Here is a 14,406-nt window from a genome sequence, read left to right as displayed (position 1 = left end):
ACATTTGTCGAAGTAAAGATAAAACTAATAACACAATTTAAATTAATTTGAATTATTAATAACACTAAGATAACAATAGTGTTACAAATATTTAAATTTCATCACAAAACCTTACATATTTAACAACTTTATGGCATTAATTTTGCTGTAAAATACTACCTTTGTAATACCAAACATAACAGATGAAAAAAAACTATATTTTCTTTTTATTTATTACATTTTCCTTGTTTTTTGCACTTCCTACTGAAGCGCAAAATAAAGGGAAATTAGCATCTGCGGAAGAAAGTATAGAAGGTTTAACCATTTACCCAAATCCGGTAAACGATCAAACTACACATATTAATATAGCCTCTGCAATTAACGCTCCTAAATTCATCGATATATACAATGTACTTGGAAAGCGCCTATTTTCAAAAAAACTTATTGGAAAAGAATTAAACATTTCGCAATTACAAAAAGGCATTTACATCTTAAAGATAACCGAAAACAACCTAAGCGAAACACGAAAGCTAGTAATTAGGTAATAAAATTCATAAGAGATTAAAACATTTAAAGGCGTCGCAAATTGCAACGCTTTTTATATTTTACATACTTTTGTTCTTTATCAAATTACAATGGACACAAACGCTATTTTCGATATAAAAAACAATGCTGAGTTTGAAAGGGTTGCTCTTGAAATTTTTAAATTTCAATTTCATAACAATAGGGTTTACAGGTCTTTTTGCGATTTATTATATGTGCATCCTGCAGAAGTAACTACCATAAAAGCCATTCCTTTTTTACCCATTCAGTTTTTTAAAACACGTGATATTTTAAGTTCTAACGCCGAAATTCAAACGACATTTACAAGCTCAGGCACGACGGGTAGTGAAACCAGTAAACATCATGTGACAAACATAGAGGTTTACAATAAAAGCTTCAACAAAGGCTTCGAACAATTCTACGGAAAAATTGAAGACTACGTGATTCTAGGCTTATTACCCTCTTATCTAGAACGCCAAGGTTCGTCATTAATTTACATGGTTGATGCCATGATAAAAACATCAAACCATCCTGAAAGCGGTTTTTATTTAAATAACCTTTCGGAATTAAAAGAACACCTCACTAAGTTGGATAATGAAGGCAAAAAAATCATATTAATAGGCGTTTCCTTTGCATTATTAGATTTGGTTGAATCGTTTCAGTTTCAATTAAAAAACACCATTATCATGGAAACTGGTGGCATGAAAGGCAAACGCAAAGAACTTATTCGTCATGAACTTCACGCCATTTTAAAACAAGGTTTTGGTGTTAAAACCATTCATAGCGAATACGGTATGACCGAACTTTTAAGTCAAGCCTATTCTAAAGGAAACGGTATGTTTGATTGTCCGCCATGGATGAAAGTTTTAACTCGGGACACAGAAGACGCTTTAAGCCTTCAAAAGGCAGGAAAAGCAGGCGGTATGAATATTATCGATTTAGCCAATATTAATTCGTGCTCATTTATTGCCACACAAGATTTAGGACGTGTCAATTCAGATGGTTCTTTTGAAGTGATTGGTCGTTTTGACAACTCTGATATTCGTGGGTGTAATTTGATGGTTTTATAAAACACATGAAAAAACCGTAAGCTATGTAAACCTTAACGACTAAGGCTAAAGCTAGAAAAAGAAAAATTATTATTTAGTGGTTAAGTAGAAAAGGCCTGATTTAAAAAAATCAGGCCTTTTTGTTTCTATATTTTTTTTTCGACTAACCTCTACTATAATATTTAAAATAAATACAGATTTAGTCTACGATTTGCAACACGAAATAGTTCTTCTTGCCACGTTGTAAAAGCACAAACTTACCGTTAATCAAATCTGCTGAAGTAATTTTATAATCATCTTTTACCTTTCCTTTATTCACAGAAATTGAATTTTCCTTTAAAGCACGTCTGGCCTCACCGTTAGATTTTAAAAAGCCACCTTGTTCAGCTAAAGCTGCGATGATATCCAATCCGTTTTCAACTTCAGATTTGGCAATTTGAGTAAGTGGCACACCGTCAAAAACATCTAAAAATGTTTTTTCGTTAAGTGCTTTTAAGTCATCACCAGTAGATTTTCCAAATAATATATTACTAGCTTTAATCGCATTATCTAATTCGTCCTTAGAATGTACCATAGTGGTGATTTCTTCGGCTAAACGTCTTTGTAAAGCACGTAAATGCGGAGCTTCTTTATGCTCTTCGATCAAAGATTCGATGGTTTCTCTTGTTAAGAAGGTGAAAATTTTAATGTATTTTTCGGCATCAACATCACTAGTATTTAACCAATATTGATAAAATTTATAAGGTGAAGTTCTTTCGGTATCTAACCAAATGTTTCCCCCTTCGGTTTTACCAAACTTGGTACCATCAGCTTTAGTAATTAATGGCCAAGTTAAAGCATATCCTTTACCAGCATCCACACGACGAATTAACTCCGTTCCTGTAGTAATGTTACCCCATTGATCACTCCCACCCATTTGAAGCGTACATTGCTTATCGCGGTATAGGTGTAAAAAATCGTAACCCTGTACCAATTGATAAGTGAATTCTGTAAAACTCATCCCTACAGAAGATTCTGAAGACAAACGTTTCTTTACAGAATCTTTCGCCATCATATAGTTTACGGTAATATGTTTACCTACATCTCTAATAAATTCTAGAAATGAAAATTCTTTCATCCAATCGTAGTTATTCACTATAATGGCTGCATTTTCAGCTTCACTATCAAAATCTAAGAATCGAGATAGTTGCTCTTTAATGGCATTTTGGTTATGCAAAAGCGTTTCTTCGTTAAGCAAATTACGTTCGGCAGATTTCCCTGACGGATCACCAATCATACCCGTTGCACCTCCTACTAGAGCTACAGGTTTATGACCTGATAACTGAAAATGTCTTAACCCCATAACACCTACAAGATGCCCGATGTGTAAGGAATCGGCAGTAGGATCTATCCCCACATACGCCATACGCATCGCTTCTAATAAATGTTCTTCTGTCCCAGGCATACTATCTTGTATCATGCCTCTCCATGTTAATTCTTCAACAAAATTCTTTATCATTTTAGCTCAATTTTAAAAACCTAGGCAAAGATAAAAATACAAGTATAATAAGGGGTCAATTATGAATAATTCTTTACTTTAGTTGCATGATTTTAGTAACAGGAGGAACCGGTTTAGTTGGCGCACATTTACTTTACAGACTCGTATCTGAAAAAAATAAAGTACGAGCGATTTACAGAAATAAACAAAAACAAGAGCATACTAAAAATGTTTTCTCTACTTATTCTGAAAATGCTGATTCCCTTTTTAATGCAATTGAATGGGTTCAAGCTGATATTTTAGACATCCCTGCATTATCTGAATTATTTAAAGGTATTACAAGAGTTTACCATTGCGCTGCTTTAGTATCTTTCGACCCTAACAAGCACCAACTTTTACGTCAAACAAATATTGAAGGCACAGCCAACTTGGTAAACTTATCACTTAGTAATAAAATTGAACGGTTCTGTTATGTGAGTTCTATTGCTACTTTAGGTTATACTTTAAACAACGTGCCCATAACTGAAGAAACCATATGGAATCCTGAAGACGACAATAATGATTACGCCATTACTAAATATGGAGCCGAAATGGAAGTTTGGCGTGGCACACAAGAAGGCTTAGCCGCCATAATTGTAAATCCGGGCGTTATTTTGGGTGCTGGTATTTGGAGTTCTGGCACTGGAAGCTTATTCCAAAAAGCAAAAAAAGGATTTAAATATTATACCGCAGGAACAGTCGCGCTTGTTGATGTTGAAGACGTTGTAACTATTATGATTAAACTCACTAATAGTGCCATTAAAAACGAGCGCTTTGTATTAGTATCTGAAAACTTGAGCTATAAAAAATTCATTGAATCACTTGCTCAATCTGTATCGGGGAGGGCGCCTCAAAAATTGGCAACAAAAAAACTTCTTAATATGGCTTGGCGTTTAGATTGGCTCAAGCATAAACTTACAGGAAGAGAACGTCAACTTACTAAGCACATGAGTAACTCTTTAAATTCTACAACCCATTACTGCAGTGACAAAATAAAAACTGCCTTAAATTATAAATTTAAAGCAATTGATCAATCGATTTCCAAAATTGGAAATATGTATTTAAAATAAAAACTACTCCTTTAGTAGTTTTAACTGGCTTAAGCTATCCAATTCTTTAGGTAAATCCTGAGACTTAATAGAGGCTTCCTCTTCTTTTTTAGTTTGCGACTTCCACTCGGCTGCCTCATCGGCCTTTAATTTAACCGTTAACCGCTCTAAACTATCAATAGCTTTATCATAAATAGCATCGTAAATTTCAACATGAAACGCATAATATGCATTGCTTTCAGCAAATTGTATACTGTCTATATTATATTTTTTATAAACATAAGAATTGATATTTAAATTACTGTCACGCATAACTCTCTTATTAGCAGAATTAGCCGAAGTCAATAATTTTGAATCAATCAAAATATCAATCATTTTATCTTCAGGGATTAAATTTTTCGGTTTCTCAGGACCGTTAAACTTATTACATGCCAATACAGACAGTAAAATTCCTAAACATAACCATGTGCGTTTTAAAATCATCTTGTAAAAGTTAATCGCTTTGCCGCTTTAACATTTTTAAATTCAGCGTTTTGATATACTAAACTACCATTTAAAAAAGTATGTGTGATTCTAGATTTAAAAGTAGTACCTTCAAATGGAGACCACCCGCATTTATATAAAATATTATCCTTATTAACCGTCCAAGGGTTATTTAAATCTACCAACACTAAATCGGCAAAATAACCTTCTTTTATATAGCCTCGTTTTTCAACTTGGAATAAAATAGCTGGGTTATGACACATTTTTTCAACCACATCTTCTAAAGAAATTTTACCTCGGTGATGCATTTCTAGCATGGCCGGTAAAGCATGCTGAACTAAAGGCCCACCAGACGGTGCATTGGTATAAATGTTATCTTTTTCGTCTTTAGTGTGTGGGGCATGATCGGTAGCAATCACGTCAATTCTTCCATCCAACAACGCTTTCCATAGTTGTTCTCTATCCGATTTTTTCTTTACCGCAGGATTCCACTTTATTAATGTGCCTTTTTTCTCGTAATCTTCATCTGTAAACCATAGGTGATGAATACAAACTTCGGCGGTTATTTTTTTATCTTTTAAAGGTATTTTGTTTGAAAACAATTTTGTTTCTTTCCCTGTTGAAAGATGAAAAATGTGCAATCGAGCACCTGTCTTTTTCGCTAATTGTATGGCTTTTGAAGATGACAAATAGCAAGCTTCTTCACTTCTAATGAGTGGATGGTATTTTACAGGAATATCATCACCATATTCATCATGATACTTTTTAAAGTTAGCTTTAATCGTAGCTTCGTCTTCACAGTGTACAGAAATTAGTAAATCGGTACTACTGAATATTTTTTCTAGAACCTCAGGATTATCAACCAACATATTTCCTGTTGAAGACCCTAAAAATAATTTTAAACCAGCAACGTTGGTTTTATCAACTTTTAAAATTTCTTCTAAATTATCGTTAGTACCACCAAACATAAACGAGTAATTTGCTGAAGATGTTTCTGCTGCTATAGCAAATTTCTCCTCTAATTTCTCAATGGTTGTTGTTTGCGGGTTTGTATTTGGCATTTCAATGAAAGACGTGATTCCACCAGCAATAGCAGCTCTAGACTCCGTTTCTATTGTCGCCTTTTCTGTTAAACCTGGCTCTCTAAAATGCACCTGATCATCTATTACCCCTGGCAAAATATATTTTCCTTCGGCATCTACAATTTTAACATTGGCAGATTTTGCACTTATCGAAGTATCAATTTGCTTGATATACTCCCCTTCAATTAATATATCACCGCTAAAAACTTTGCCTTCATTAATAATTTTGGCGTTTTTAATAAGTGTAGTTTTTTCTTTCATAGGTTTCTACTTTTTAAATAGACTTTTAATCTTCATGGAAATAACTCCGAAAATAGCTTCAGAAATTATACTTGAACTTAATTTTGATTCACCGCGCGTTCGATCTGTAAAAATAACTGGGACTTCTATAATTTTAAAACCTTTTAAATATGTTTTAAATTTCATTTCTATCTGAAAGGCGTAACCAATAAACTTAATGGTATTTAAATCTATTGCTTCCAAGACCTCCCGTTTGTAACATACATACCCCGCCGTGGTATCTTGAATATGCATTCCTGTAATTAAGCGTACATACTTTGATGCTAAATAGGACATTAATACACGTCCCATAGGCCAGTTTACAACGTTTACCCCTGTAACATATCTTGATCCAATGGACAAGCCAGCACCTTCAATATGACAAGCATTATAAAGTTTCATAATATCCCTGGGATCATGTGAAAAATCGGCATCCATTTCAAAAATGTATTGATAGCTTCTTTCTAAGCACCATTTAAATCCGTGAATATAGGCTGTACCCAGTCCCGACTTCTCATTACGAGTTTCTAAAAATAACTTACCTTGAAATTCCTCTTGTAACGCTTTAACTTTTAAGCCAGTTAAATCGGGCGAATTATCGTCTACAATTAAAATATGCAAATTATCAGATTGCGAAAATACCGCTCTTATAATAAGTTCTATATTTTCTATCTCGTTATAAGTTGGTATAATAACAACAGTATCGGGCATATCTCTAATTTACTACGAGCATTTTTTTGTTTTGACAAATGTACATTATTAAGATTTTATTTTTTTTAAATAATCCTTAATAATACCTTATAAAACTAAATTTTATAATAATTTTAAGCCATGCTTCGTAACATACTTTCAAACGAGATATTTACAATACTAATTATTGTAGGTTTAGCCATTGTCGCTACTGCTAAATTATTGGCTCCAAAACGGTTTCATGATTTTATGCTGGTAATAACAAACGACCGTTACCTTAAAATTTATGCACGTGATCAAAAATTTTTCGATCAATTCGACGCCTTACTTTTTGGAAACCTAACGGTATCACTCTCTTTATTTAGCCTTATTATATACAGACATATCACATTGATAAATAGTATTCCTATTAATGATATGCTTAAATTACTAATATGTATAGCGGTTGTCATTCTAATTAAAGTGCTTTTTGAACGGTTAATTGGGAGTCTTTTTGAAATTGACAAACTCACAGACCATTATCTTTTTCAAAAAATCACCTTTAAAAATTACTTGGGCATTTTATTATTGCCAATTAATGCAATTTTATTGTTTTCTTTTCAACCAACATTGCCAATAATTTATGGGATCATTATTTTATTGTTAATTATTAATACTATTGGTTTAATCAGTTCATTTAAAACACATCAAAGTTTAATTAAATCAAACTTGTTCTATTTTATTTTGTATCTTTGCACTCTCGAAATCGCACCCTATATTATATTGTATAAGGTGTTTATTTCTCAATAAATACAATTGACGGAATCCCTTATGAAAGTTAAAACAATTTTAGTATCTCAACCAGAACCTAAAATAGAGAATTCTCCCTACTTTGATTTACAACAAAAGCAGCGCGTAAAAATCGATTTTAGACCTTTTATTCATGTTGAAGGCGTTTCTGCAAAGGAGATAAGACAACAAAAAATTGATTTAAAAAACTATACTGCTATTATACTTACCAGTAGAAATGCAGTCGATCATTTTTTTAGAATTGCTGAAGAAATGCGTTTTAAAGTGCCAGATACTTTAAAATATTTTTGCCAATCTGAGGCTGTTGCTTACTATTTACAGAAATACGTGGTTTACAGAAAACGTAAAATTTATGTTGGTAAACGTACTTTTTCAGAGCTTTCTCCACTTATTAAAAAATATAAGGACGAAAAATTCTTATTACCTAATACCGATAAAGTTAAACCTGAGGTACCAAATACTTTAGATGCTTTAGGCGTTGAATGGAAGCAAGCTACTTTTTTCAAAACTGTAGTTAGTGATTTATCCGACTTGGCTAATGTATCTTATGATGTACTCGTATTTTTTAGCCCTTCTGGAATAGAATCCTTATTTAAAAACTTTCCAGACTTCAAACAAAATGAGACGCGTATTGCTGTTTTTGGAAATACCACTATTAAAGCTGTTGAAGAAAAAGGTTTGCGTGTAGATATTTCTGCACCAACACCAGAAACACCTTCTATGACCATGGCTTTAGAAAAATACATTGAAAAAGCAAACAAAGGAAAATAATTAAACAAACGTTTAATTATCACATAAAAAAAGGGCTGATTTTGTATAAATCAGCCCTTTTTGCATTAATTAAAATGCATAACGCTGTGGTCCGCCACGTCTAATTTCTTCCGAACAATGTTCTTCAAACTTTTTAAAGTTTTCACGAAAGGCATTGGTTAACTTAAATGCCGTGGTGTAATAAGCTTCATCGTCGTTCCATGTTGATCTCGGACTCAAAACCTCGGTTGGCACCCCAGGGCAACTTCTTGGCTGAGCTACACCAAAAACAGAGTGTATATGGTAATCGTCATAGTTGTATAAACCTAAATCTCCATTAAGAACCGCATTAATCATAGCTCGGGTATATTTTAATTTCATACGTGTTCCAACTCCATAAGGACCACCCGTCCAACCCGTATTTACCAACCATACATTCACGCCTGCGTCGGTCATTTTCTGACTTAACATTTCGGCGTATTTGGCGGGGTGCAAGGGCATGAAAGGCGCACCAAAACAGGCCGAGAATGACGGCACAGGCTCTACAACGCCAGCTTCGGTCCCCGCTACTTTTGCGGTGTAGCCCGAAATAAAATGATAAGCGGCTTGACTTGGTGTTAATTTTGAAATTGGAGGCAGCACTCCAAAAGCATCTGCTGTTAAAAAGAAAATATTTTTTGGGTTTCTACCTATGGATGGCACTTGAATATTTTCAATATGATCAATAGGGTAGCTAACCCTAGTATTTTGGGTGATGGACGTATCTGTAAAATCTACCACACCTTGATCATCTAAAACAACATTTTCAAGAATAGCTCCTTTTTTAATGGCATCAAAAATCTCGGGCTCTTGATCTCTAGACAAGTTAATCACCTTCGCATAACAACCACCTTCAAAATTAAAAATCTTATTTTCCTTTGTCCACCCATGCTCATCATCGCCAATTAAACTCCTATCAGGATCGGTAGAAAGTGTGGTTTTACCAGTGCCAGACAAACCAAAAAACACAGCTGTATCGCCATCTTCTCCAACATTGGCACTACAATGCATTGGCATCGTTTCTTTGAATACCGGTAAAATAAAGTTTAAGGCAGAAAAAATACCTTTCTTAATTTCTCCGGTATACCCGGTACCTCCTATTAATGCAATTTTTTTAGTAAAATCTAAAATAGCAAAGTTATGCTGCCTTGTCCCGTCTTCATCAGGATTAGCCATAAAACCAGGAGCATTTACTATAGTCCACTCTGGATTAAAATGGCTCAACTCCGCTTCCGTAGGACGTAAAAACATGTTGTAAGCAAACTGGTTACTCCACGGATATTCGTTAATTACACGAATATTTAATTTGTAGTTTTCATCCGCGCAAGCATAACTATCTCGAACATATACCTCTTTATCAGATAAATATTTAGTCACCTTATTATAAAGCTTATCAAACTTCTCTGGCTCGAAAGCAATATTTACGTTACCCCACCAAATACGGTCTTTGGTAATATCATCTTTAACGATAAACCGATCTTTTGGTGATCGCCCTGTAAACTCACCAGTATTCACAGCCAAGGCTCCAGAACTAACTTCTACCCCCTGCCCCTTTTCTATTGCAATGGCTTGCAAAGCTTCAGGTGTTAATTGATAATGAATTTTGGCATTTTTAATCCCATATTGATCTAAAGAAATTGTTTTTTTTACCTGATTTTGATTTCCCATATTTTATCAAAAATTATTTATTTCATAAAATTAATACATTTATTTTAAATTAAGTTTAAATAAACCTAGTTTTTATACTTATTTTTTATCAAATCAATAAACATAGCTATCCACCCCAAAATTAAGAACAAACCACCAACAGGTGTTACAAACCCAATACTTTTAAAATCAAAACCCGACAAAGTGTTGGTTGCCAATCCGTAAATAGAACCTGAGAACAAAACAACACCTATTAGAACCAAATAATAAACGGCTTTTTTTGTCTTTAAACTCACAAAAGACGTACCTCCAACAATAAGCATAAGAAATGCATGATACATTTGATAACGCACACCTGTTTCGAAGGTTTGAATCGCTTCCGCGGAAATTAACGCCTTTAGCCCATGAGCTCCAAATGCTCCTAGAATGATACTTAACATGCCTAAAACAGCACCAGTTACTAATATTTTTTTATCCATATACAGAAATAATTACTTACACCTACCTTTAATATTTATAAATTAGTGACATACAAGTTTTAAAAAACGGTAAGTGTCTAACAAAATTACCTAAACATTAATTAATATGAGACAGATTTTAATAATTGGTTCAGGAAAATCGACTTCTTATTTGATAAAGTATTTATTAGACCATGCAGCTACCGAATCGCTCTTTGTAACTGTAGCCGATATTCATATTGAAAATGCAGAACGTTTAATTAATAATCACCCTAGCGGAAGTATTATTCAACTCGATATTTTTAACGATGCCTCACGACATGAGATCATTAAAGCTTCTGATATTGTAATTTCTATGCTTCCTGCCCATTTGCATATAAACATAGCAAAAGACTGCTTGAAGTTAAACAAAAACATGATAACGGCCTCTTATGTAAGTCCAGAAATGCAAGCTTTAGACGACAAAGTTAAAGCCAAAGGTTTAATTTTTATGAATGAAATTGGTGTCGACCCAGGATTAGACCACATGAGTGCTATGAAAGTTCTAGATAACATCTGTGAAAAGGGAGGGGAGATCGATTCTTTTGAATCATACACGGGTGGATTAATCGCTCCCGAGAGCGATAATAACCCATGGCATTACAAATTTACATGGAACCCTAAAAACGTGGTAATGGCCGGTCAAGGTGGTACTGCTAAATATTTAAAAGAAGGCCGATTTAAGTACTTACCCTACAACCAGATATTCAAGCGCGCAAAACCTTTAAACATACCGAATGTTGGCCCTTTTGAAGTCTATGCAAACCGCGATTCTCTTAAATATCAAAAGGCATATCAATTGAAAAATATTAAAACCCTCTACCGAGGCACGATTCGGCATTTAGGATTTTGCCAAGCTTGGGATGTTTTTGTTTCTCTCGGAATGACAGACGACAGTTATATCATGGCGAATAGCGAAAACTTAAGCCATCGTAGTTTTCTTAATGCGTTTCTACCCTACCACCCAATAGACACTGTGGAGATTAAACTACAAAAGCTCTTAAAAATTGAAGCTTCTCATAATGTTTTTGAAAAATTGGAAGCACTAGATTTATTCAATAAAAACAAATATTCAAGGCTAAGTAAAGCGACTCCAGCACAAATACTCCAATACATTCTTATGGATTCATGGGCGCTTTCCGAACAAGATAAAGACATGGTTATTATGTATCATAAATTTGGATATATATGTGAGGGTGAAAAACATGAAATAGTGTCTACAATGAAGGTAATTGGCCAAGACAGCACTTATACCGCTATGGCAAAAACAGTTGGATTACCCATAGCCATTGCAACACTTTACATTTTAAATAAAAAAATAAGAACATCGGGCGTACAAATACCAATATTACCAGAAATATACACGCCCATTTTAGCAGAACTAGAAACTAATGGTATCGTTTTTATAGAAAAACAATAATTTAACAAGAATAACCTTGTTAAATCTATAACCTTTTCAAAATCAATACGAATCATCTCAATTAATTCATTTTTTAACACTTAAAAAAAAACAGACAACACCCCTTGTAAATCAACGACTTAGAACAAACAAATTATTGCACTCTCATTGTTCACCTCAAATTATAGTTTCAATTTAAAATCAAATGGTTACATTTATGCTTTAATTTATAACCAAATGAACAATAACCAAAAAACTATAAGTATTGACGGCATAGACAAAAAAATTCTGCGTGTTTTAACCGAAGATGCGAGAACCCCAATTCTTGAAATTGCCAGAAACGTTGGAATATCGGGTGCCGCCATTCATCAACGTTTAAAAAAACTAGAAAAATCTAACCTCTTATCAGGTTCAAAATTTATAATTAATCCAAAAGTCTTAGGCTATTCAACCATGGCTTTTGTTGGCATTTATTTAGATAAAGCAGCAAATACTGATGATGTTATTAAGGCTTTAAAGCGTTATCCTGAAGTTTTAGAATGCCATTATACCACAGGAAATTACAACTTATTTATAAAGTTATTATCTGTTGACAACGCACATCTTATGCACTTGCTTAACAAAAACATTCAATCTATTGAAGGTGTTTTGAGAACCGAATCGCTCATTTCTCTAGATCAACAAATAGATAGACAAATTCTTGTATAAATACCACGGTTCATTTAAAATGAATGTATAAAAAAAGAGGCTTCATAAAGCCTCTTTTTTTATTTCTAATTTCAAGTAAAATCGTTATTGGTATTATTTCATTTTCTTTAACCACGTACGTACTTCCACTTCGCTCTTAATAATAGCTTTTAAGTCTGAAATCTTAACACGTTCTTGCTCCATAGAATCTCTATGACGAATGGTTACCGATTGGTCTTCTAAAGTATCATGATCTACAGTGATACAGAAAGGTGTTCCATTGGCATCTTGCCTTCTATAACGTCTACCTACAGCATCTTTTTCATCATAAATCACATTGAAATCCCATTTTAAATCTTCAAGAATCTCTTTAGCAACTTCTGGCAAGCCGTCCTTTTTAACCAACGGCAAAATAGCTGCTTTTACAGGCGCTAATACACTTGGTAATTTTAAAACGGTTCTTGTTGTACCATTCTCAAGTGCTTCTTCTTGTAAAGCATTAGAGAAAACGGCTAAAAACATACGATCTAAACCTATAGAAGTTTCTAGTACATATGGCACATAGCTTTTATTTTCTTCATGATCGAAATATTGTAATTTCTTTCCAGAGAATTTTTCGTGCTGTGATAAATCGAAATCGGTTCTTGAGTGAATCCCTTCCAATTCCTTAAATCCGAATGGAAATTTAAATTCGATATCGGCAGCCGCATCTGCATAATGCGCTAATTTTTCATGATCGTGGAAACGGTAATTATCTTGCCCCATTCCTAACGAAAGGTGCCATTTCAATCTGGTTTCTTTCCAATGCTCGTACCATTCTTTTTGAGTTCCTGGCTTAATGAAAAATTGCATTTCCATTTGTTCAAACTCTCGCATTCTAAAAATAAACTGTCTTGCAACAATTTCATTTCTAAACGCCTTACCGGTTTGCGCAATTCCGAAAGGAATCTTCATACGTCCAGTTTTTTGTACGTTTAGGAAGTTTACAAAAATACCTTGAGCAGTTTCTGGACGTAAATATAAATCCATAGCACTTTCCGCGGAAGCGCCAAGTTTTGTACCAAACATCAAGTTAAATTGCTTCACATCGGTCCAGTTTTTACTTCCAGATAACGGACAAGCGATTTCCAATTCTTCAATTAAGGCTTTTACATCGGCTAAATCTTCATTTTCTAAAGATTTCCCCATGCGAGAAAGGATGGTATTTATTTTTTCTTGATAACCAACAACGCGTCCGTTAGTAGAAATAAATTCTGCTTTATTAAAGGCCTCGCCAAAACGTTTTTCAGCTTTCTTGACTTCCTTTTCTATTTTCGTTTCAATTTTAGCACAATAGTCTTCAATTAAAACATCGGCCCTATACCGTTTTTTCGAATCTTTATTATCAATTAAAGGATCGTTAAAAGCGTCTACGTGGCCAGAAGCTTTCCAAGTGGTTGGATGCATAAAAATTGCAGCATCTAAACCTACAATATTTTCATTCATTTGCACCATGGCTTTCCACCAGTAGTCGCGTATATTTTTCTTTAGTTCAACACCATTTTGAGCATAGTCGTAAACTGCACTTAATCCGTCGTAGATTTCACTACTCTGAAACACGTAACCATACTCCTTCGCGTGAGAGATTACTTTTTTAAATTGATCATCTTGATTTGCCATGCTGCAAAAATAAAAAACCACATTAAACTAATAGCGTGTTTATTAAAAATAATAGTATGAAACTATTTATTTTTTTCAGCAAGACCTTCCCGTTAACAAAAATTGGACATGTATACGTTTTAGAATAAAACATTAAGTTAATTAACACTCTAAAAACCTCACCATTATACATTTAATCGCTCCCTAAAACTTGATTTTTATTAAAATAATTTCTTCTTCAAAACAAGTATGCTTTACTTATACCATTGCTACTAAGAAACCCCAAACAG

14 protein-coding genes are annotated in these 14,406 nt (G+C 33.8%); 7 read left to right on the top strand and 7 right to left on the bottom strand.

Features of this window, described 5'->3' with window-relative positions; translation table 11 throughout:
• Positions 1-182 precede the first annotated feature (182 nt).
• Both KO493_RS08570 and KO493_RS08565 read left to right on the top strand, forming a co-directional pair.
• Positions 183-524: a T9SS type A sorting domain-containing protein gene (locus KO493_RS08570; RefSeq protein ID WP_216067524.1), complete on the top strand. Its 342-nt coding sequence runs from the start codon at positions 183-185 to the stop codon at positions 522-524.
• Between the two features lie 90 nt (positions 525-614).
• Complete coding sequence (locus tag KO493_RS08565; protein ID WP_216067523.1) at positions 615-1,592, top strand: acyl transferase; 978 nt, start codon at positions 615-617, stop codon at positions 1,590-1,592.
• A 178-nt stretch (positions 1,593-1,770) separates the two neighbouring features.
• Here the strand turns inward: KO493_RS08565 and tyrS are convergent, their stop codons facing one another.
• Complete coding sequence (gene tyrS / locus KO493_RS08560) at positions 1,771-3,069, bottom strand: tyrosine--tRNA ligase (RefSeq protein ID WP_216067522.1); 1,299 nt, start codon at positions 3,067-3,069, stop codon at positions 1,771-1,773.
• 86 nt (positions 3,070-3,155) lie between these two features.
• Here tyrS and KO493_RS08555 point away from each other — a divergent pair, with 86 nt between their 5' ends.
• The gene (locus KO493_RS08555) at positions 3,156-4,157 is read left to right on the top strand and encodes an NAD-dependent epimerase/dehydratase family protein (RefSeq protein WP_216067521.1); all 1,002 of its coding nucleotides are present in this window, start codon (positions 3,156-3,158) and stop codon (positions 4,155-4,157) included.
• A gap of 3 nt (positions 4,158-4,160) precedes the next feature.
• On the opposite strand, the gene KO493_RS08550 is transcribed toward KO493_RS08555, so the two are convergent.
• The 3 genes from KO493_RS08550 to KO493_RS08540 are packed head-to-tail and all read right to left on the bottom strand — an operon-like array spanning position 4,161 to position 6,691.
• Positions 4,161-4,619: a DUF4296 domain-containing protein gene (locus KO493_RS08550; RefSeq protein ID WP_216067520.1), complete on the bottom strand. Its 459-nt coding sequence runs from the start codon at positions 4,617-4,619 to the stop codon at positions 4,161-4,163.
• The gene (locus KO493_RS08545) at positions 4,616-5,962 is read right to left on the bottom strand and encodes a dihydroorotase (RefSeq protein ID WP_216067519.1); all 1,347 of its coding nucleotides are present in this window, start codon (positions 5,960-5,962) and stop codon (positions 4,616-4,618) included. Before KO493_RS08545 ends, KO493_RS08550 begins: the two co-directional genes overlap by 4 nt.
• Positions 5,963-5,968: 6 nt before the next feature.
• Entirely contained in the window at positions 5,969-6,691 is a 723-nt protein-coding gene (locus KO493_RS08540) for a polyprenol monophosphomannose synthase (RefSeq protein ID WP_216067518.1), read from the bottom strand.
• 120 nt (positions 6,692-6,811) lie between these two features.
• Between KO493_RS08540 and KO493_RS08535 the strand changes: the two genes are divergently transcribed.
• Positions 6,812-7,459, top strand: a complete 648-nt coding sequence (locus KO493_RS08535; RefSeq protein WP_216067517.1) for a DUF4271 domain-containing protein — start codon at positions 6,812-6,814, stop codon at positions 7,457-7,459.
• A gap of 21 nt (positions 7,460-7,480) precedes the next feature.
• Positions 7,481-8,230 (top strand): uroporphyrinogen-III synthase, encoded by a 750-nt coding sequence (locus KO493_RS08530; RefSeq protein ID WP_216067516.1) that lies wholly within the window; start codon positions 7,481-7,483, stop codon positions 8,228-8,230.
• 69 nt (positions 8,231-8,299) lie between these two features.
• On the opposite strand, the gene pckA is transcribed toward KO493_RS08530, so the two are convergent.
• Together pckA and KO493_RS08520 are read right to left on the bottom strand one after the other, a co-directional pair.
• A complete protein-coding gene (pckA, locus tag KO493_RS08525) occupies positions 8,300-9,916 on the bottom strand; it encodes a phosphoenolpyruvate carboxykinase (ATP) (RefSeq protein WP_216067515.1) in 1,617 nt (538 codons plus the stop codon).
• 65 nt (positions 9,917-9,981) lie between these two features.
• The gene (locus tag KO493_RS08520; RefSeq protein WP_216067514.1) at positions 9,982-10,374 is read right to left on the bottom strand and encodes a DUF423 domain-containing protein; all 393 of its coding nucleotides are present in this window, start codon (positions 10,372-10,374) and stop codon (positions 9,982-9,984) included.
• 106 nt (positions 10,375-10,480) lie between these two features.
• On the opposite strand from KO493_RS08520, the gene KO493_RS08515 reads away from it, so the two are divergent.
• On the top strand, positions 10,481-11,812 hold the full coding sequence (locus tag KO493_RS08515; RefSeq protein WP_216067513.1) for a saccharopine dehydrogenase family protein: 1,332 nt from the start codon (positions 10,481-10,483) through the stop codon (positions 11,810-11,812).
• Positions 11,813-12,028: 216 nt separating this feature from the next.
• Positions 12,029-12,499, top strand: coding sequence for an Lrp/AsnC family transcriptional regulator (locus tag KO493_RS08510; RefSeq protein ID WP_216067512.1), 471 nt, complete (start codon positions 12,029-12,031; stop codon positions 12,497-12,499).
• Between the two features lie 93 nt (positions 12,500-12,592).
• Here KO493_RS08510 and KO493_RS08505 read toward each other — a convergent pair whose 3' ends face one another.
• Complete coding sequence (locus KO493_RS08505) at positions 12,593-14,137, bottom strand: glycine--tRNA ligase (RefSeq protein ID WP_216067511.1); 1,545 nt, start codon at positions 14,135-14,137, stop codon at positions 12,593-12,595.
• Positions 14,138-14,406 lie beyond the last annotated feature (269 nt).

It is taken from the genome of Pseudotamlana agarivorans (genome assembly GCF_018860245.1).
Taxonomy (GTDB): Bacteria; Bacteroidota; Bacteroidia; order Flavobacteriales; family Flavobacteriaceae; genus Pseudotamlana; species Pseudotamlana agarivorans_A.
This window is presented reverse-complemented; position numbering and strand designations above follow the sequence as displayed.

Coding starts and splice junctions, on each gene's coding strand:
- KO493_RS08570 (WP_216067524.1), top strand. CDS start 183: ATGAAAAAAAACTATATTTTCTTTTTATTTATTACATTTTCCTTGTTT.
- KO493_RS08565 (WP_216067523.1), top strand. CDS start 615: ATGGACACAAACGCTATTTTCGATATAAAAAACAATGCTGAGTTTGAA.
- tyrS (WP_216067522.1), bottom strand. CDS start 3,069: ATGATAAAGAATTTTGTTGAAGAATTAACATGGAGAGGCATGATACAA.
- KO493_RS08555 (WP_216067521.1), top strand. CDS start 3,156: ATGATTTTAGTAACAGGAGGAACCGGTTTAGTTGGCGCACATTTACTT.
- KO493_RS08550 (WP_216067520.1), bottom strand. CDS start 4,619: ATGATTTTAAAACGCACATGGTTATGTTTAGGAATTTTACTGTCTGTA.
- KO493_RS08545 (WP_216067519.1), bottom strand. CDS start 5,962: ATGAAAGAAAAAACTACACTTATTAAAAACGCCAAAATTATTAATGAA.
- KO493_RS08540 (WP_216067518.1), bottom strand. CDS start 6,691: ATGCCCGATACTGTTGTTATTATACCAACTTATAACGAGATAGAAAAT.
- KO493_RS08535 (WP_216067517.1), top strand. CDS start 6,812: ATGCTTCGTAACATACTTTCAAACGAGATATTTACAATACTAATTATT.
- KO493_RS08530 (WP_216067516.1), top strand. CDS start 7,481: ATGAAAGTTAAAACAATTTTAGTATCTCAACCAGAACCTAAAATAGAG.
- pckA (WP_216067515.1), bottom strand. CDS start 9,916: ATGGGAAATCAAAATCAGGTAAAAAAAACAATTTCTTTAGATCAATAT.
- KO493_RS08520 (WP_216067514.1), bottom strand. CDS start 10,374: ATGGATAAAAAAATATTAGTAACTGGTGCTGTTTTAGGCATGTTAAGT.
- KO493_RS08515 (WP_216067513.1), top strand. CDS start 10,481: ATGAGACAGATTTTAATAATTGGTTCAGGAAAATCGACTTCTTATTTG.
- KO493_RS08510 (WP_216067512.1), top strand. CDS start 12,029: ATGAACAATAACCAAAAAACTATAAGTATTGACGGCATAGACAAAAAA.
- KO493_RS08505 (WP_216067511.1), bottom strand. CDS start 14,137: ATGGCAAATCAAGATGATCAATTTAAAAAAGTAATCTCTCACGCGAAG.